The sequence below is a fragment of the Pseudomonas tritici genome (assembly GCF_014268275.3).
GTDB lineage: Bacteria > Pseudomonadota > Gammaproteobacteria > Pseudomonadales > Pseudomonadaceae > Aquipseudomonas > Aquipseudomonas tritici.
In genome coordinates, this window is record NZ_CP077084.1 from 3,056,262 (window position 1) to 3,075,022 (window position 18,761).

Annotated in this window: 12 protein-coding genes; 7 read left to right on the plus strand and 5 right to left on the minus strand. The window is 60.9% G+C overall.

All coding sequences use genetic code 11. The features are described 5' to 3' along the window. The first annotated feature begins 198 nt into the window (after positions 1-198). Positions 199-2,295, plus strand: a complete 2,097-nt coding sequence (locus HU722_RS13615; RefSeq protein ID WP_065946399.1) for a putative bifunctional diguanylate cyclase/phosphodiesterase — start codon at positions 199-201, stop codon at positions 2,293-2,295. Between the two features lie 54 nt (positions 2,296-2,349). Next, the gene (locus HU722_RS13620; protein WP_065881524.1) at positions 2,350-3,096 is read left to right on the plus strand and encodes an SDR family oxidoreductase; all 747 of its coding nucleotides are present in this window, start codon (positions 2,350-2,352) and stop codon (positions 3,094-3,096) included. Between the two features lie 82 nt (positions 3,097-3,178). Here HU722_RS13620 and mapR read toward each other — a convergent pair whose 3' ends face one another. The 3 genes from mapR to HU722_RS13635 all read right to left on the minus strand — a co-directional run bounded on the left by mapR (position 3,179) and on the right by HU722_RS13635 (position 6,512). After that, complete coding sequence (mapR, locus tag HU722_RS13625) at positions 3,179-4,588, minus strand: GntR family transcriptional regulator MpaR (protein ID WP_049708586.1); 1,410 nt, start codon at positions 4,586-4,588, stop codon at positions 3,179-3,181. Positions 4,589-4,678: 90 nt separating this feature from the next. Next, the gene (ccoG, locus tag HU722_RS13630; protein WP_065876319.1) at positions 4,679-6,088 is read right to left on the minus strand and encodes a cytochrome c oxidase accessory protein CcoG; all 1,410 of its coding nucleotides are present in this window, start codon (positions 6,086-6,088) and stop codon (positions 4,679-4,681) included. Positions 6,089-6,272: 184 nt separating this feature from the next. Further along, positions 6,273-6,512 (minus strand): DUF3203 family protein, encoded by a 240-nt coding sequence (locus tag HU722_RS13635; protein ID WP_065889745.1) that lies wholly within the window; start codon positions 6,510-6,512, stop codon positions 6,273-6,275. 121 nt (positions 6,513-6,633) lie between these two features. On the opposite strand from HU722_RS13635, the gene HU722_RS13640 reads away from it, so the two are divergent. After that, positions 6,634-7,125 carry an MgtC/SapB family protein gene (locus HU722_RS13640; protein WP_065876317.1) on the plus strand — a complete coding sequence of 164 codons (492 nt, stop codon included), beginning with the start codon at positions 6,634-6,636 and terminating at the stop codon, positions 7,123-7,125. Here the strand turns inward: HU722_RS13640 and HU722_RS13645 are convergent. After that, positions 7,103-7,279 (minus strand): hypothetical protein, encoded by a 177-nt coding sequence (locus tag HU722_RS13645; RefSeq protein ID WP_186755109.1) that lies wholly within the window; start codon positions 7,277-7,279, stop codon positions 7,103-7,105. The genes HU722_RS13640 and HU722_RS13645 overlap by 23 nt on opposite strands. Positions 7,280-7,483: 204 nt before the next feature. Between HU722_RS13645 and HU722_RS13650 the strand changes: the two genes are divergently transcribed. From HU722_RS13650 to HU722_RS13665, 4 genes are all read left to right on the plus strand, one after another. Continuing rightward, positions 7,484-9,472: an alpha-1,4-glucan--maltose-1-phosphate maltosyltransferase gene (locus tag HU722_RS13650; protein ID WP_186755107.1), complete on the plus strand. Its 1,989-nt coding sequence runs from the start codon at positions 7,484-7,486 to the stop codon at positions 9,470-9,472. Between the two features lie 156 nt (positions 9,473-9,628). Next, positions 9,629-12,976 (plus strand): maltose alpha-D-glucosyltransferase, encoded by a 3,348-nt coding sequence (treS, locus tag HU722_RS13655; RefSeq protein ID WP_186755105.1) that lies wholly within the window; start codon positions 9,629-9,631, stop codon positions 12,974-12,976. Then, the gene (glgB, locus tag HU722_RS13660; protein WP_186755103.1) at positions 12,973-15,210 is read left to right on the plus strand and encodes a 1,4-alpha-glucan branching protein GlgB; all 2,238 of its coding nucleotides are present in this window, start codon (positions 12,973-12,975) and stop codon (positions 15,208-15,210) included. Before treS ends, glgB begins: the two co-directional genes overlap by 4 nt. 90 nt (positions 15,211-15,300) lie before the next feature. After that, positions 15,301-16,428 carry a GGDEF domain-containing protein gene (locus HU722_RS13665; protein ID WP_083207214.1) on the plus strand — a complete coding sequence of 376 codons (1,128 nt, stop codon included), beginning with the start codon at positions 15,301-15,303 and terminating at the stop codon, positions 16,426-16,428. Between the two features lie 73 nt (positions 16,429-16,501). Here HU722_RS13665 and HU722_RS13670 read toward each other — a convergent pair whose 3' ends face one another. Further along, on the minus strand, positions 16,502-18,682 hold the full coding sequence (locus tag HU722_RS13670) for an ATP-binding protein (RefSeq protein ID WP_186755101.1): 2,181 nt from the start codon (positions 18,680-18,682) through the stop codon (positions 16,502-16,504). Positions 18,683-18,761: the final 79 nt, after the last annotated feature.

Genomic DNA, 18,761 nt, shown 5'->3' on the forward strand with positions numbered 1-18,761 from the left:
TATCGCGGGCAAGCCAGCTTCCACAAAAAAGCCAGCCAGGCACACTGTCCACACCGTTTTCGAGCCATCCGATTGACGTCAAAGTGCCAGTGATAGCTATACGATAATTAATCAACTGTACAAGAATTATTCTCGCTACAATCGCCCGCTTTGCCACTTTGCACGGGCCTCTCAGGCCTGCTGCGCACGAGAAGTCCCATGCTCATCGGTAGTTATTCACCCTCCCTGGTTGCGATCTCACTGCTTGTCGCGATCCTTGCTTCCTACACCGCGTTAGATCTGTCCGGCCGCATTGCCACCGCCAAAGGTCGCGCGGTCTATCTATGGATAGCCGGCGGCGCGATGGCGATGGGGGTCGGGGTGTGGTCGATGCATTTCATCGGCATGCTCGCGCTGCGTTTGCCGTTTGCGCTGGGCTTTGATACGGGCATCACGGCGTTGTCGTTGTTGATCGCGGTGCTGTCCAGCGGCTTTGCGTTGTGGCTGGTCAGCCAGCCGCGTTTACCTGCCTGGCAACTGGCGTTTGGTGCGCTGATCATGGGCACCGGCATCGCCTGCATGCACTACACCGGCATGGCCGCGATGCGCATGACGCCGGGTATCGACTACGACCCGGCCTTGTTTGGTGCCTCTTTGTTGATTGCCGTCGGGGCCTGCGGCGCAGCGTTGTGGATCGCCTTCAATCTGCGCCGTAATACCCCGTACGTGCGCCTGGCACGGGGTGGCGCAGCGGTCGTGATGGGTTTTGCCATCGTCGGCATGCATTACACCGGTGTGGCGGCAGCGCAGTTCGCCGATGACAGTTTCTGCGGTGCCGCACTGGACGGCTTGAGCGGCAATGGCCTGGACAATCTGGTACTGGTCACGACCCTGGCGGTGCTCGCCATCGCCTTGCTGACCTCACTGCTCGACGCGCGCCTGGAAGCCCGCACGGCGGTGCTCGCTGACTCCCTGACCCAAGCCAACCAGGAGCTGACCCACCTGGCCCTGCACGACATGCTCACCGGCTTGCCCAATCGCACCTTGCTCGCTGACCGTATTCAACAAGCCATGCAGGCCGTCAAGGAGCAGGGCGGTTGCTTCGCACTGATGTTTATCGATCTGGACGGCTTCAAACCGGTCAACGATGCCTTCGGCCACCACATGGGCGATCAGTTGCTGCGTGAAGTTGGCCAGCGCCTGCGTGAAGATTTGCGCAGCCAGGACACCCTGGCGCGTATCGGCGGGGATGAGTTTGTATTGCTGGTGCAACTGACCCAGCCGGATGACGCACTCGGCCTTGCCGAACGCCAGGTGATCCTCATCAATCGCGCGTTCCAGGTTGCCGAGCATGAGCTGAAGATCTCCGCCAGTGTTGGTATCGCCATGTTCCCGGGCAACGGTAGCAACCCCCAGGAACTGCTGATGAACGCCGACGCCGCGATGTACCACGCCAAGGGCGTGGGCAAAAACGGCTACAGCTTTTTTGATGCATCGATGAACACCAATGCGCGCAAGCAGTTGCAGTTATTGCAAGACCTGCGCAATGCCCTGGAACAGCAGCAGTTGCAGCTCTACTACCAGCCCAAGTTCGACGCGGTCAGTGGTATTCCGGTCGGCGCCGAAGCGCTGTTGCGCTGGGAGCATCCGCAACATGGCCTGCTGCTGCCCGCGATGTTCATCGAACTGGCGGAAAAGTCCGGGCTGATCATTCCCATCGGCGAGTGGGTGCTCAATGAAGCCTGTCGCCAAATGAGTATCTGGTACGCCCAGGGCTACGAAGACTGGCGCATTGCGGTGAACCTTTCGGCCATGCAGTTTTGCCATGCCGGACTGGTCAAGAGCGTGGCTGCGGCCCTTGAACGCCATCAGTTGCCAGCCAACAACCTGACCCTGGAAATCACCGAAACCACCGCCATGAGCGATGCCGATGCCAGCATGACCGTGTTGCAGGCGCTGTCGGACATGGGGGTCGATTTGTCCATCGATGACTTCGGCACGGGTTACTCCAGCCTCATGTACCTCAAGCGCCTGCCGGCCAATGAGCTGAAGATCGACCGTGGGTTTGTCCGTGACCTGGAGCACGACAGCGATGACGCCGCCATCGTCTCGGCCATCGTCGCACTCGGCCAGGCGTTGGGGTTGCGCATTGTTGCCGAAGGCGTGGAAACCAATGTGCAGCAGCGTTTCCTGACTCGGTTGGGGTGTGATTCCCTGCAGGGTTACCTGCTGGGGCACCCGTTGCCGGCGGAGGGGTTCATGGCCGATATACAGCGCGCCGAAATAGGCGTTATGCCTGACAAAAGCCGTGCGTGACGGGTATTCTCGGATACGACCCTAAACATCAGGTTGAATCAGGAGAACGCACGCATGGACAAAGTCGTCATCATCACCGGGGGCGGCCGTGGGATCGGCGCCGAGACGGCCTTGCTGGCCGCTCGCGAGGGCTATCGCATCTGCATCAACTACCAATCCGACGAAGAGGCTGCGCACCGTGTGCTCGAGCAGGTCCGTGCGCTGGGCGTCCAGGCGATTGCCGTGCGCGCCGATGTGAGCAGCGAAGATGAAGTGATCGCCTTGTTCAACCGTGTCGACGCCGAACTGGGCCGCGTCACCGCACTGGTCAACAATGCTGGCACCGTGGGGCATAAGGCGCGGGTTGATGAGATGTCCGAGTTCCGCATCCTCAAAATCATGAAGACTAACGTGCTCGGGCCGATCCTGTGTGCCAAGCACGCGGTGCTGCGCATGTCGCCCAAGCATGGCGGGCAGGGCGGCAGCATCGTCAACGTCTCGTCGGTGGCGGCGCGACTGGGCTCGCCGGGTGAATACGTCGATTATGCGGCCTCCAAAGGCGCGCTCGACACGTTCACCCTGGGCTTGTCCAAGGAAGTCGCGGGCGAGGGCATTCGTGTTAACGCGGTTCGCCCTGGTTACATCTTCACTGACTTCCATGCCCTGAGCGGCGACCCGGATCGCGTCAGCAAACTCGAGTCCGGCATCCCCATGGCCAGGGGCGGGCGCCCGGATGAAGTGGCGGAGGCGATTATCTGGTTGCTGTCGGATAAGGCTTCGTATGCGACGGGCACATTCCTGGACCTGGGTGGCGGCCGCTGACCGGACTGACGCCATCGCGGGCAAGCCCGGCTCCCACATTGGAATGCGTACACCTGTGGGAGTCGGGCTGGCCCGCGATGGCTCAAAATGACCGCACAATCCGCCCCAACGTCTCCATGGCCTTCTCTGACGCTTCGGTCCACGGGCTGCCGTAGTTCAAGCGAATACAGTTCCTGAACCGTTGGGTCGCCGAGAAAATCGGTCCCGGCGCGATGCTGATACCTTGCGCCAACGCCATTTGGAACAACTTCAACGAATCCGTCTGCTCCGGCAATTCCAGCCACAGGAAATAGCCGCCGGCCGGTTGACTGACGCGCGTCTGCGCCGGGAAGTAGCGCGCGATGGCAGCCAGCATGGCGCTTTGCTGCTCTTCCAGGGCATAGCGCAATTTGCGCAGGTGCCGGTCATAGCCGCCGTGTTGCAGGTAATCGGCGATCGCTGCCTGGGCGGGCATCGACGGGCACAGCGAGGTCATCAATTTCAAGCGTTCGACCTTCTGCGCAAAGCGCCCGGCTGCGACCCAGCCCACGCGATAGCCAGGCGCCAGGCTCTTGGCGAAGGAACCGCAATGCATCACCAGGCCTTCGGTATCGAAAGCCTTGGCCGGTTTGGGGGCCTGTTGGCCGTAATACAGCTCGGCGTACACATCGTCTTCGATCAGCGGCACCTGATGGCCGCGCAACAGTTCCACCAGCGCCTGTTTCTTGGCTTCCGGCAAGGTCGCGCCCATCGGGTTCTGGAAGCTGGTCATGGTCCAGCAGGCCTTGATCGGGTAGCGCTCAAGGCTTTGTGCCAGGGCGTTGAGGTCAATGCCATCGCGCGGGTGCACGGGGATTTCCACCGCCTTGAGTTTCAAGCGCTCCAGCACTTGCAGGCACGCATAGAACGCGGGGGCTTCGATGGCCACCAGGTCGCCCGGCTCGGTGACGGCTTGCAGGCACAGGTTCAGTGCTTCCAGCGCGCCGTTGGTAATCAGCAGCTCTTCCATGGGCAACATCAGCCCGCCGACCATATACCGCAGCGCGATTTGCCGGCGCAGTTGGGGGTTGCCCGGTGACATGTCGGTAACGACCAGGCGCGGGTCCATCTCGCGGCTGGCGCTGGCCAGGGAGCGGGCCAGGCGCGGCAGCGGGAACAGCATCGGGCTGGGGAAGGCCGAGCCGAAAGGCACGGTGTTCGGGTCCTTGATCGAGTCGAGCACCGAGAACACCAGTTCGCTCACGTCCACTTCGGTGGATTCATGCACCTGTTCACTCACTACCGGCTCGGAGAACGGGCTGGGCGCATGGGTGTTGACGAAGTAGCCAGAGCGCGGCCGGGCGCGGATCAGGCCACGACGCTCCAACAGGTAATAAGCCTGGAACACCGTGGACGGGCTGACGCCGTAGGTCTGGCTGGCATAGCGCACCGACGGCACCCGCTGGCCGGGGCCGAGCACGCCAGAGCGGATCAGTTCTGCAATGTCGTCGGCGAATTTTTCGTAGCGTTTCATGGGGCCTAATCACTTTCTAAAATTGTACGCAGGGCTAAGTGGGAGCTGGCTTGCCAGCTCCCACCTTGGATCTTCAGTGCCTGACAGGTCTCAGCGATTCAGCGGCGCCACAAAGCGGCTATCAGCCGCGCTGTAGATCCACGGTTCATCCACATCCGTCACCTTGAAGCGCAGGGTTTGCGAACTGCTCGCCGGTTTATCCGCCAGCAAGGCCACCGACACCGGCACATCGCTGATTTCCCCCGGCGCCAGGCTGATCTCGGTCTTGCCTTGCAGCTGGAAGCCATCGGCGTCCACCAGTGCCAGGCGGTAGTCCTGGTGCTGTTGGGTCTTGTTGATCACCTTGAGGCTGTAGATGTTTTCGATCAGGCCCTCGGCGTTCTCACGGAACATGCCACGGTCCTTGGTGACATCCAGCGACACCATCGGCCGTTCCACCAGCGCCACCACCAACGCTGCAATCATCAACAACAGCACGGCACTGTAGCCGATCAGGCGCGGCCGTAGGAGGCGGGTCTTGCCGCCGTGCAGTTGATGTTCACTGGTGTAGCTCACCAAGCCGCGTGCGTAGCCCATCTTGTCCATGATCGAATCGCAGGCGTCGATGCACGCCGCGCAGCCGATGCACTCCATTTGCAGGCCGTCGCGGATGTCGATACCGGTCGGGCAGACCTGCACGCACAGTTGGCAGTCAATGCAATCGCCCAAGCCGACGTCGGCGGGGTTGACCTCACGTTTGCGCGGGCCACGGTGTTCGCCGCGCGCCACGTCGTAGGAAATGGTCAGGGTGTCCTTATCAAACATGACGCTTTGGAAACGCGCATACGGGCACATGTGCATGCACACCGCTTCGCGCAGCCAGCCCGCGTTGAGGTAGGTGGCGCCGGTGAAAAACAGCACCCAGAACAGGCTGACGCCGCCCATTTGCCAGGTCAGCAATTCGGCGGCCAGCGGGCGGATGGGGGTGAAGTAGCCGACAAAGGTCAGCCCGGTCAGCACGCTGATGCCCAGCCACATCGTGTGTTTGGCCGAGCGTCGCGCCAGCTTGTTCAGGCTCCAGGGCGCGGCTTGCAGCTTGATGCGCTGGTTGCGTTCACCTTCGGTGACCTTCTCGCACCACATGAACAGCCAGGTAAACGAGCTTTGCGGGCAGGTATAGCCGCACCACACGCGGCCGGCAAAGACGGTGATCGCAAACAGGCCGAAGGCGCAGATGATCAACAATGCCGACAACAGGATGAAGTCCTGCGGCCAGAACGTGGCGCCAAAAATGTGGAATTTACTTTCCGCCAGGTCCCACAGCACCGCCTGCCTGCCACCCCAGTTCAGCCACACAGTGCCGAAAAAGGCCAGGAACAGAACGCCTGCACCGCACACGCGCAAGGTGCGGAACAGGCCGGTAAAGCTGCGGGTATGAATCAAGGTGTCGCTGGATTTGGCCTTCACCTTCTTTGGGTGTATAGGCTCAAAGGTTTCCACGGTGGGGATTCGTTCGCTCATGGTCGTTCGCTCATCAGCCTCCATCAGGCGGATGAACTATGCGCGCGGCTCTGTTTGCATAACAGACTCAGCTAGGGCGATAAAAAGCGGATCAGATGGGCTATGGGGGAGTCGCTGCGACAATGTGCTGCACCCCGTGGAGCAAGGGGCGCAGCGTTGTCCGGTATGTGCTGATGCAGATCAATTAAATCAACGAACCAGGCTCGTCGGCCTTTACATGTTGACGCCCATCGTGGGCGCCCGCGACCGTCAGCGCGTCTGCCTCGGCTTCGGTGATATAGATCCGCTCGGCCGCCAATTCCACATAAGACATGGCTTTTTCGAGGTCGGTGACAATATTGACCCGGGTCGCTGGCACGCTCTGTTCCTGGCCGTTGTCATCAAGCATGAAGTAGCACAGTTGGTTTTCGATACGAATGGGCATGCCAATCTCCTGTTTTGTGAGCTATAGAAGGTTAGGGGACGGCGGCGCGCAGGGGTTCCAGGCAACTGACTGGCGGTCGCCGCTGTCCATCCTTTACCAACAATGACGAAGGACAGCTGAGATGGACGCTTGGTGGCATGAAGTGTGGCAAACCCTGCAGGCCGAATTTGCCGACATCGGCGACGCCAGGCAGCTCACGCAGATCACTGTGCGCCTGCTGATCGCCGCGATCCTCGGTGGCATTCTCGGTTTTGAGCGAGAGAGCAAGGGCAAGGCCGCCGGGGTGCGCACACACATGCTGGTGGCGTTGGGCGCTGCGCTGTTCGTGATGGTGCCGCAGATGTCTGGCAATCAGGCGGATGCCATGAGCCGGGTGGTACAGGGCGTGATCGCCGGGATCGGTTTCCTCGGCGCTGGCACGATCATCAAGGGCAAGGATGATGAAGAGGGCCATGTCAAAGGCCTGACCACCGCAGCCGGCTTGTGGATGACCGCTGCGATTGGGGTCTCGGCCGGGTTGGGCCGGGAATCGACAGCGGTTCTGAGCACATTGCTGGCCTTGGTGGTGTTCAGCGTGATGCCGAAAATCGTCAAGCGTTTCGAGAAGGACTGACGATCACCGGGGGCATGGTCGTCGGCGGTTCTTCGACCGGCGGCGGCTCATTTTCTGACGGCTCCTTTTCCGGAATGGGCGCCGGCTCGGTGGGCGGCAGGGTCGGGTTGTCGATATTTGGGTCCGGCGTTTCAGCCGGGATTGGGATATTCATCGGTGTGGCCTCCTTTGTGCTTGGCTCCAGCGGTGGACAGCCGCCGGGCCGAATTGATTCCCGCCCAGTGGCGACACATTCACCTGAACTTTTAACAGCGGCGCAGGCTCGGACCTATAAGCGGCCCTGCTCAGGGAGAGCATGGCCGCATCAGAATTCGGATCAAGCAAAGAGCGTCCATAGGGCGTAAGGGGAAGATGCTCGATGACTGCTGAAACACAGGTTCCAGAAAACGCCATATTGCCGCTGTCCCAGGCACTGTTGCTGCCCAGGATCGCTATCGAAAGCACCACCCCCGTAATTGACGGCGGCGAATTCGCCGTCAAGGCGGTGGTGGGTCAAAGGGTCAATGTCACCAGCACCGTGTTCGCCGACGGCCATGACAAGCTCGCCGTACTGATCCGCTGGCGCCCTCTGCAGGAAGAGAGCTGGCACAGCGTGGTGATGACCGATGTCGGCAACAATGGCTGGGAGGGCGCGTTCACCGTCACCCAACAAGGCCCCCACGAATATTGCATTGAAGCCTGGATCGATACCTTCGCCAGCTTCTGCTACGAGTTGCGCAAGAAGCATGAAGCCGGCGTACCGGTCAGCCTGGAGTTGCAGGAAGGCCGCAGCCTGGTGCTGCAGGCCGCCGAACGCAGCGACAATGAACTGCGCGACCGCCTGATGCTGCTGCACCACGAACTCTCCGGCCTGCTGGAAACCGAGCAAGTCGCGAAGTTCCTGCACGAAGACAGTGCACACCTGATGACCCAGGCCGATCACCGCGCCTATTTGAGCATCAGCGCCGTGTACCCGATTGATGTGGAGCGCGAGGCCGCGCTGTTCGCCAGTTGGTACGAGCTGTTTCCGCGCTCGATCACTGACGATCCTGCGCGTCATGGCACCTTTAATGATGTGCACTCGCGGCTGTCGATGATCCATGACATGGGGTTTGATGTGCTGTACTTCCCGCCCATCCATCCGATCGGGCGCAGCCACCGCAAAGGCAAGAACAACTCCCTGACGGCTGGCCCTGATGATCCGGGCAGCCCGTATGCGATTGGCAGCGAAGAGGGCGGCCACGAGGCCATTCACCCGCAACTGGGCAGCCGCGATGACTTCCGTCGCCTGGTGCAGGCCGCTGCCGACCATGGCCTGGAAATCGCCCTGGACTTCGCCATCCAGTGCTCCCAGGACCATCCGTGGCTCAAGGAGCACCCGGGTTGGTTCAACTGGCGCCCGGATGGCACGATCAAATACGCGGAAAACCCGCCGAAAAAGTACCAGGACATTGTTAACGTCGATTTTTACGCGGCGGACGCGATCCCAGGCCTGTGGACCGAACTGCGCGACGTGGTGGTGGGTTGGGTGGAAGAGGGCGTGAAAACCTTCCGAGTCGACAACCCGCACACCAAGCCGCTGCCATTCTGGCAATGGTTGATCAGCGACGTGCGCGCCAAATACCCGGACGTGATTTTCCTCGCGGAAGCGTTCACCACGCCGGCGATGATGGCGCGCCTGGGCAAGGTCGGTTATTCCCAGAGCTACACCTATTTCACCTGGCGCAACACCAAGGCCGAGCTGAGCGAATACCTGACGCAGTTGAACGCGTCGCCATGGCGCGAATGCTACCGGCCGAATTTCTTCGTCAATACGCCGGATATCAATCCGCCGTTTTTGCATGAGTCAGGCCGCCCGGGCTTTTTGATCCGCGCTGCGCTGGCCACCATGGGTTCGGGCCTGTGGGGCATGTATTCGGGCTTTGAATTGTGCGAAGCGGCGCCGGTGCCAGGCAAAGAGGAATACCTGGATTCAGAGAAGTACGAAATACGCCCGCGAGACTTCACCGCCCCCGGCAACATCATCGCCGAGATCGCTCAGCTCAATCGCATACGCCGGCAAAACCCGGCGCTCCAAACGCACCTGGGCTTGAAGCTTTACAACGCCTGGAACGACAACATCCTGTATTTCGGCAAGCGCAGTGAGGATGGCAGCAACTTCATTCTGGTGGCGGTCAACCTTGACCCTTATAACGCGCAGGAGGCCAGTTTCGAGTTGCCTCTGTGGGAGTTGGGGTTGCCGGATGATGCCGAGACGCAGGGCGAAGACCTGATGAACGGCCATCGCTGGACCTGGTACGGCAAGACCCAGTGGATGCGCCTTGATCCGCAGATGCCGTTTGGAATCTGGCGTATCACCACATCCTGAGCCGAGTGAAGATCAACTGTGGGAGATGGCTTGCCGGCGATAGCGGTACATCAGTCAACACGTGCTGTGCTGACACACCCTTATCGCAGGTAAGCCAGCTCCCACATTAAACCGCGTTCATTCAGCCGGTTTTTTCAGAATTTCCAGGAGTTTCCAATGGCGAAGAAACCCAACGCTGCCACCTTTATCAAAGACCCGCTCTGGTACAAAGACGCGGTGATTTACCAAGTTCATGTCAAATCCTATTTCGACTCCAACAACGACGGCATCGGTGACTTCCCCGGGCTGATCGCCAAGCTCGACTACATCGCCGACCTGGGTGTAAACACCATCTGGCTGCTGCCGTTCTATCCTTCGCCACGCCGTGATGACGGCTACGACATCGCCGAATACCGGGGCGTGCACAGCGATTACGGGACCATGGCCGACGCCAAGCGCTTCATCGCCGAGGCGCACAAGCGCGGGCTGCGAGTGATCACCGAGCTGGTGATCAACCACACCTCCGACCAGCACCCTTGGTTCCAGCGTGCGCGCAAGGCCAAGCCGGGCTCGGCGGCGCGGGACTTCTACGTATGGTCGGATGACGACCAGAAATACGACGGTACGCGCATCATCTTTCTCGACACCGAGAAATCCAACTGGACCTGGGACCCGGTCGCCGGCCAGTACTTCTGGCACCGCTTCTATTCCCACCAGCCGGACCTCAACTTCGACAACCCGCAAGTGATGAAAGCCGTGCTGTCGGTGATGCGTTACTGGCTGGACATGGGCATTGACGGCCTGCGCCTGGATGCCATCCCGTACCTGATCGAACGCGACGGCACCAACAACGAAAACCTTCCCGAAACCCACGATGTGCTCAAACAGATCCGTGCGGAGATCGATGCGCATTACCCGGACCGCATGCTGCTGGCCGAAGCCAACCAGTGGCCGGAAGACACGCAGTTGTACTTCGGTGACAAAAAGGGCGATGACGGCGACGAATGCCATATGGCCTTCCACTTCCCGTTGATGCCGCGCATGTACATGGCGCTGGCCCAGGAAGATCGCTTCCCGATCACTGACATCCTGCGCCAGACGCCGGAGATTCCCGCCAATTGCCAGTGGGCGATCTTCCTGCGCAACCACGATGAACTGACCCTGGAAATGGTCACTGACAAAGAACGCGATTACCTGTGGAACTACTACGCCGCCGACCGTCGCGCGCGTATCAACCTGGGTATTCGTCGTCGCCTGGCGCCGTTGATGGAGCGAGACCGTCGCCGTGTCGAGCTGCTCAACAGCCTGTTGTTGTCGATGCCCGGCACGCCGACTCTGTATTACGGCGATGAAATCGGCATGGGCGACAACATCTACCTCGGCGACCGCGATGGCGTGCGTACGCCGATGCAATGGTCCATCGACCGCAACGGCGGCTTTTCCCGCGCCGACCCGGCCAGCCTCGTGCTGCCGCCGATCATGGACCCGCAGTATGGCTACCAGTCGGTCAACGTCGAGACCCAGGCCCAGGACCCGCATTCGTTGCTCAACTGGACCCGGCGCATGTTAGCGGTGCGCAAGCAGTCCAAGGCGTTTGGCCGTGGCAGCTTGAAAATGCTCTCGCCGAGCAACCGTCGCATCCTCGCGTATACCCGCGAATTCACCGGCGAAGACGGGCGTCACGAGATCATCCTGTGCGTGGCCAACGTGTCGCGCAGTGCCCAGGCGGCCGAGCTGGACCTGTCGGCGTTTGCCGGCATGGTCCCGGTGGAGATGCTCGGCGGCAATGCCTTCCCGCCCATCGGCCAGCTGAATTTCCTGCTGACCCTGGCACCTTATGGTTTCTATTGGTTTGTCTTGGCGGCCGAGAATCAGATGCCCAGTTGGCATGTGGAACCTGTGCAAGGCATGCCGGATTTCACCACCTTGGTACTGAAAAAACGTATGGAAGAACTGTTGGAAGAACCCTGCCGCACCTCGCTGGAGCAGACCGCGCTCCCGGCCTGGCTGCCCAAGCGCCGTTGGTTTGCAGGTAAAGACACGGCTATCGACAGCGTGCGCATTGCCTATGGGGTACGTTTTGGCGACCCGCAACATCCGGTTTTGCTCAGCGAGCTGGAGGTGACCGCGGGCGGTCAAGTCAGTCGCTATCAATTGCCGTTTGGCTTCCTCGGCGAAGACCAATTCACCAGCGCATTGCCGCAGCAACTCGCGATGGCCCGTGTGCGTCGGGTGCGCGAAGTGGGCCTGGTGACCGACGCGTTCAGCCTTGAGCACTTTATCCGCGCGGTGATCCAGGGCCTGCAGGCTGGCACGGTGCTGAACTCCAGCGAAGGCGACCTGCGGTTCGAAGCCACTAAACATCTGGACGCACTGCAACTGACAGACGAAGTACAAGTGCGCTATTTGTCCGCCGAGCAGTCCAACAGCTCGGTGGTGGTGGGCGAGGCCCTGGTGCTCAAGCTGATCCGCAAAGTCAGCGCCGGTGTGCACCCGGAGCTGGAAATGAGCGCCTACCTTACCGCAGCCGACTACCCGAATATTTCGCCGCTGCTGGGTTCGGTGATTCGCCGCGACGCCGACGGCCAGGACAACCTGCTGATGATTGCCCAGGGTTACCTGAGCAACCAGGGCGACGCATGGAGCTGGACGCAGAACAACCTGGAACGGGCGATCCGCGACGAATTGGCTGAAGCCATCTCGGAGCAGGAACAGCACTACAACGCCCTGGGCGAACTAGCCGACTTTGCCGGATTGCTCGGCCAGCGCCTGGGTGAAATGCACGTGGTACTGGGCGCAAAGACCACAGACAAAGACTTCAAGCCTGAAGTGACTACGGCCAAGGACACCCAGGCCTGGGCCAAGGATGTCGGCGCCCAGCTGGACCGCGCGCTGCAGTTGCTAGAGCTGCATCAAAATCACTTGAACCCTGCGGATCAAGCATTGGTCAGTGAGTTACTGGCGCAGAAAAAGGCCATCGCCAGTCATGTTCAAACCCTGGCGAAAGCCACGGCGGGCGGGCTGCGCATCCGCGTCCATGGTGATTTGCACCTGGGCCAGGTGCTGGTGGTGAAGGGCGATGCCTACCTGATCGACTTTGAAGGTGAACCGGCACGGCCGCTGCACGAACGACGCGGCAAGCACAGCCCGTATAAAGATGTGAGCGGCGTGTTGCGCTCCTTCGATTACGCGGCGGCCATGGCGTTGAATGTGCAAGGGGTGGATCACTCGCCCGAAGCGGACATATCGCGCAAGCGTGTGACCGATCGTTACCTGAAAGAAGCACGCCAGGCCTTTATCCAGGCCTATCAGTCAGCGACGTCTACACTGGCGCATGACTGGCAGGATGCCAATGGCCAGGACGCAGCGCTGACCCTGTTCAGCCTGGAGAAGGCCGCGTATGAAGTGGCTTACGAAGCGGAAAACCGCCCGACCTGGTTGCCGGTGCCCTTGCAAGGGTTACACGGCCTGTTGAGCGGGCTAACACCTATATCGAAAACTGCACGCGGTGGGGAAAAGTCATGAGTTTTACACATAAAGAACCGCTGCAACCGAAGTTGACTGCATTGCCGGCGTCCAAGGACGTCGAAGCGCTGGTACGCGCCGAACACCATGACCCGTTCTCGGTGCTCGGGCCACACGATGATGACCACGGCGGCCAGTTTATCCGCGCGTTCCTGCCGGAGGCCTTGAGCGTCCAGGTATTGGCACGCGACAGTGGCGAGCAGATCGGCAGCCTGGATGCGAGCCAGGTGCCGGGGTTGTTTGTCGGGCACTTCACTACGCGCCAGGCGTACCTGCTGAAAATCCAGTGGGCCGGTGGTGAACAGATCACCGAGGACCCGTACAGCTTCCAGCAACTGTTGCTCGGTGAAATGGACCTTTACCTGTTTGCCGAAGGCAATCACCGCGACCTCAGCAGTTGCCTCGGTGCCCAAGTGACCACGGTCGACGGCGTGCAAGGTGTGCGCTTCTCGGTGTGGGCACCGAATGCGCGGCGCGTATCGGTGGTGGGCGACTTCAATATCTGGGACGGTCGCCGTCACCCGATGCGCCTGCGCCATCCTTCCGGCGTATGGGAGATTTTTATCCCACGTCTGCAACCGGGGGCGGCCTACAAGTACGAGGTGCTTGGCGCCAATGGGATCCTGCCGCTCAAGGCCGACCCGATGGCCCTGGCGACTCAACTGCCACCCGACACCGCTTCCAAGGTTGCCGAACCGTTGCAGGTCGATTGGCAGGATCACGAATGGATGCAGTCACGCCTTGAAAAGCAAAAATCCACGGCGCCACTGTCGATCTACGAGTTGCACGTGGGCTCCTGGCAATGCGAGTTGGACGAGGCGGGCGAAGTAGCGCGCCAATACAACTGGCGCGAGCTGGCTGAGCGGTTGATCCCTTATGTGCAGCAACTGGGCTTCACGCACATCGAGCTGATGCCGATCATGGAGCACCCGTTCGGCGGCTCCTGGGGCTACCAGGCGTTGTCACAGTTCGCGCCGACGGCGCGGTTCGGTTCGCCGGAAGATTTTGCCTATTTCATCAATGCCCTGCACCAGGCCGATATCGGCGTGATCCTTGACTGGGTGCCGGCGCATTTCCCGACGGATACCCACGGCCTGGCGCAATTCGACGGCACCGCGCTGTACGAATATGCGAACCCGCTGGAAGGCTTCCACCAGGATTGGGACACGCTGATCTACAACCTGGGTCGCACCGAAGTGCATGGCTTCATGCTGGCCTCGGCCCTGCATTGGCTCAAACACTTCCACATCGACGGTTTGCGTGTGGATGCGGTGGCGTCGATGCTCTACCGCGATTATTCGCGCAAAGCCGGCGAATGGGTGCCCAACCGCCATGGTGGACGCGAAAACCTCGAAGCCATCGACTTCCTGCGTCACCTCAACGATGTGGTGGCCCTGGAAGCGCCGGGCGCCTTGGTGATTGCCGAGGAATCCACCGCCTGGCCGGGTGTGAGCCAGGCGACCCAACAGGGCGGCCTGGGCTTCAACTACAAATGGAACATGGGCTGGATGCACGATTCCCTGCATTACATCCAGCAGGACCCGGTGTACCGCGCCCATCACCACAACGAACTGAGTTTTGGCCTGGTGTATGCCTGGTCCGAGCGCTTTATCCTGCCGATCTCCCATGATGAAGTGGTACACGGTAAGCACTCGCTGATCGACAAGATGCCCGGCGACCGCTGGCAGAAGTTTGCCAACCTGCGCGCCTACCTGGCGTTCATGTGGATGCACCCCGGCAAGAAACTGCTGTTCATGGGCTGCGAATTCGGCCAGTGGCGCGAGTGGAACCACGATCAGCAACTGGACTGGTACCTGTTGCAGTACGCGGAACACAAGGGCGTGCAGAAGCTGGTCGGCGACTTGAACCGCCTGTATCGCGAGGAACCGGCCCTGCATGAGCAGGACGACGCGCCGCAGGGCTTCCAGTGGTTGATTGGCGACGATGCGATCAACAGCGTCTATGCCTGGCTGCGCTGGAGCAAAGACGGCAAGCCGGTGCTGGTGGTGGCCAACTTCACCCCGGTGCCGCGTGAGGGCTATCAAGTTGGTGTGCCGTTTGGCGGGCGTTGGAGTGAGGTGATCAACAGCGACGCCGACATGTACGCAGGTTCCAATTATGGGAACGGTGGCGAGGTGTTTACCCAGGATGAACCACTTCATGGTCAACCGCTGTCGCTGAGGTTGAACGTGCCGCCACTTGGGGTGCTGATTCTGCGGCCAGAAACGCTTTAAAGGCTCTACCGTGCTGGATTCTGTTGTCCATGGTAGTGGCAGGGTGCCACAATAGCGCCATTGTCGAGGGCAGCAGATCAGGCGGATTTCATGAATGGCCTTGGGCGTGGGCAGGACCAGGATTGCGTTATAGAGGAGCAGGTGCGAACTGACCGTTTGCACCAGCTGTTTCGGCAGTCATTTGCCGCCATTCTCGGCAGTTTCCTGGCAGCGGTCATGCTCTGCTGGCTCTGCTGGGACCGGTTTGACCATCAGGTCATCCTGGTCTGGCTGGTGGTGTTGGCGGGCTCATCCCTGTTGCGCGTCAAGATGTTTGTAGAGTGGTTTCGCTGCCCCAACGCCGAGCGCACGCCGGATCGGTGGGAGCGCCGTTATTGGATGACGCTGGTGTTTTCCGCCGGGATCTGGGGCCTCGGCGCCTTGGCGGTGATGCCGACGGATGATCGCCTGTCCCAGGTGCTGGTCATGTTGTTTACCGTGGGCATGTCGGTCAGCGCGGTATCCTGTTACTCGGCTTATCGTTACATGACCCTGGCTTCCATGGGCCTGGTGCTGCTGCCCTGTACGCTGTGGCTGCTGTTCCAGCCGTCTTCGATGCAAGTGGGCGTGGCCATCGCCGTACTGGTGTTCTCCACCTTTGTCGTCAGCGCCACGCGCAAGTTGTCCGATGCATTGGAAAAGGCGTTTCGCCTGACCCGGCAGATGGAACGCGCCCACAATATCTCCACGCGCGCCGCACAGACCGATGAACTCACCGGCCTGATGAATCGTCGCGCGTTTTTCGAACATGCCCAGCGGTTGTATGAACAATGCCGCCATCACCAGCAGCCGCTGTGTGCGCTGATGATGGACATGGACCACTTCAAGGAAATCAACGACACCTACGGCCACCAGACCGGTGACCAAGTGTTGCGACAGATTGGTGGGGTGATCAGCGCGTCCTTTCGCAAAGCTGACGTATATGGGCGCGTGGGTGGCGAGGAGTTTGCGGTATTGCTGCCCAATACTTCGCTGGAAACGGCGCGGGGTATTGCCGAGCAACTGATCAAGGCCATTTCCAGCCTGGCCTCTGAACCCGTGCAAGGGTTGACCGCCAGCCTGGGCGTGGCGTCCACCCATGCCCAGGACCAAGACCTGCACGGCCTGATGCATACCGCCGACAAGGCGCTGTACCGCGCCAAGGCGCAAGGTCGCAATCAGGTGGCGGTGGCGGAGTAGACGCAGGGCGCAAAGCAAACTGTGGCCAGGGAGCAAGCTCCCTCGCCACAGAAGCGCACGATGTTATCCGCTTCTAGAGCATTGCCTTGCTCAGCGCCCGCGCAACCTGGTCGGCGGAGTAGGGCTTGGCCAGGAACTCGACGCCTTCATAGCCACTTTCGGCCAGCTCTTCGCTGTAGCCGGAGGTGAGCACCACCGGCAAGTCCGGGCGCCGTTGACGCAGGATTTTGACCATTGCCACACCGGTCATGCCAGGCATCACGACATCCGAAAATACCCCATCGAATGCCAGGGCATCCGCACCGGCCAGCGCGAGTGCCTGTTCGGCATTGGTGGCCCAAGTGGTCTGGTAACCCAGGTCCTGCAGGATCTGGTTGGCAAAGCGACCCACTTCCAGGTTGTCTTCCACGATCAGGATATGGCGCTGGGTCGTGTCTTGGGGCGGCGGCTGGCCTGTCGCTATCGGCGTGTGCTGCGTCACCGGCGGCGCGACTTCCGGCAGGTACAGGGTAAACACCGTTCCCCGGTCTGGGTGGCTGGCCACGTCAACGTTACCGCCGGACTGCTTGGCAAACCCGAATACCTGGGACAACCCCAGCCCAGTGCCTTTGCCTACAGCCTTGGTGGTAAAGAACGGCTCGAAAATGCGCTCGAAGGTGTCAGCGGGAATTCCGCTGCCAGTGTCAGCCAAGGAGACGGTTACAAAGGGTTGGCGTACTTGCTGATCACCGCGGATGCGCGGCATCGCGTCCACAGTGGCCACGTGCAAGGTCAGGGTGCCTTGGCCGTCCATCGCATCCCGGGCATTCAGGGCGATATTGATCAGTGCGGTCTCGAACTGGCTGGTGTCGACACGCGCATAGCAAGGCCGCTCGGGCAGTTGCACCTGCACATGGATACGCGCGCCGGTGACGCTTTCGAGCATCTCGCCGATGTTCTTGACCCGTTGGCCCACATCGAAGACTTCCGGGTTCAGGGGTTGGCGCCGGGCGAAGGCGAGCAGTTGGCTGGTGAGCTTGCTGGCGCGCTCGACGGTGTCGGAAACCGCGCTCATATAGCGTTGGCGTCGTGCCTCGGAGAGCCCGGGCTGACGCAGGAAATCCACGGACGAACGAATGATGGTCAACAAGTTGTTGAAGTCATGGGCCACGCCACCGGTCAATTGGCCGATGGCTTCCAGCTTCTGCGACTGGCGCAGCGCGGCTTCGGCTTGGGTGAGGGCGGCGGTGCGCTCTTGCACGCGTTGTTCCAGGGTAGCGTTCAGCTCGGTGAACGCGGCCAGGCCTTCGCGTACGGCGGCGTCGGCACGCACCCGCTCGATATGCGCCCAGGAACGCTCGGTGACTTCGCCGACCAATGCCAGGTCATAAGGCGACCAGGCCCGGGCGGTTTTGTGGTGCACGGCCATCAAGGCGGTCAGGCGGCCGTTCTTGATGAGTGGGAAGCACGCCGTCGCCAGCACACCCAGGGCCTGATAGCTGGCGGCAACCTCGGGGGCGAACTCAATGCGATTGTCTTCGACCACCAACGGTTCACCGCCGCGCAGTTGTTGCACCGCCCTTGCGCCGAACGAGGCCAGGCTGTAGCGCCCCACGATGCTTGGCGAGCCGGGCGCGGCCCAATTGCCACGAATGGTAAAGCCGTCTTCATCGTCGTCCATATCGGCGTAGGCGCAATTGGAAACTTGCAGGTGCTCGGCAAGCAGGCGCGTAGTGATCGACATGATGCTTTGCGCATCGGTGGCATTGGCCACGGCGCTGCCCACGGCGTCCAACACGGCCAGGCGGCGGTTCAGGAATACGGTGGCGGTGGTTTCGGTGACGGTATCGAGCATGCCCACCACATTGCCCTTGGGATCACGGATGGGGCTGTAGCAAAAGGTAAAGTACGCTTGTTCGACACCCATGCCGCGCTCGATCTGCAGCGGGAAGTTCTCGATGTAAGTGGCACGGCCTTCGAATGCCGCGTTGGCGATAGGGCTGACATCGGCCCAGACCTCACGCCAGACTTCGCTGAACGGGCGGCCCAATGCATCGGGTTTATCGCCGAGGATCGGAATGAAGGCGTCGTTATACAGCATGGTCAGTTGAGGCCCCCACACGATGGATTGGGGGAAACTCGAGGCAAGGCATAACGCGACGGTGGTCTTGAGCACGTCCGGCCACTGCTCCGGCGGCCCCAGGGGCGTTTTCGCCCAATCATGCTGGCGAACCCGCTCAGCCATGTCGCTGCTGCTTTGCAGCCATTTCATCATTGCAAGAGCACCTTGTTTGCCTCGGTCTATTCATTTGCCCCAGACATCAGGCTGCCAAGCTACAGACCGGGACGGCCGC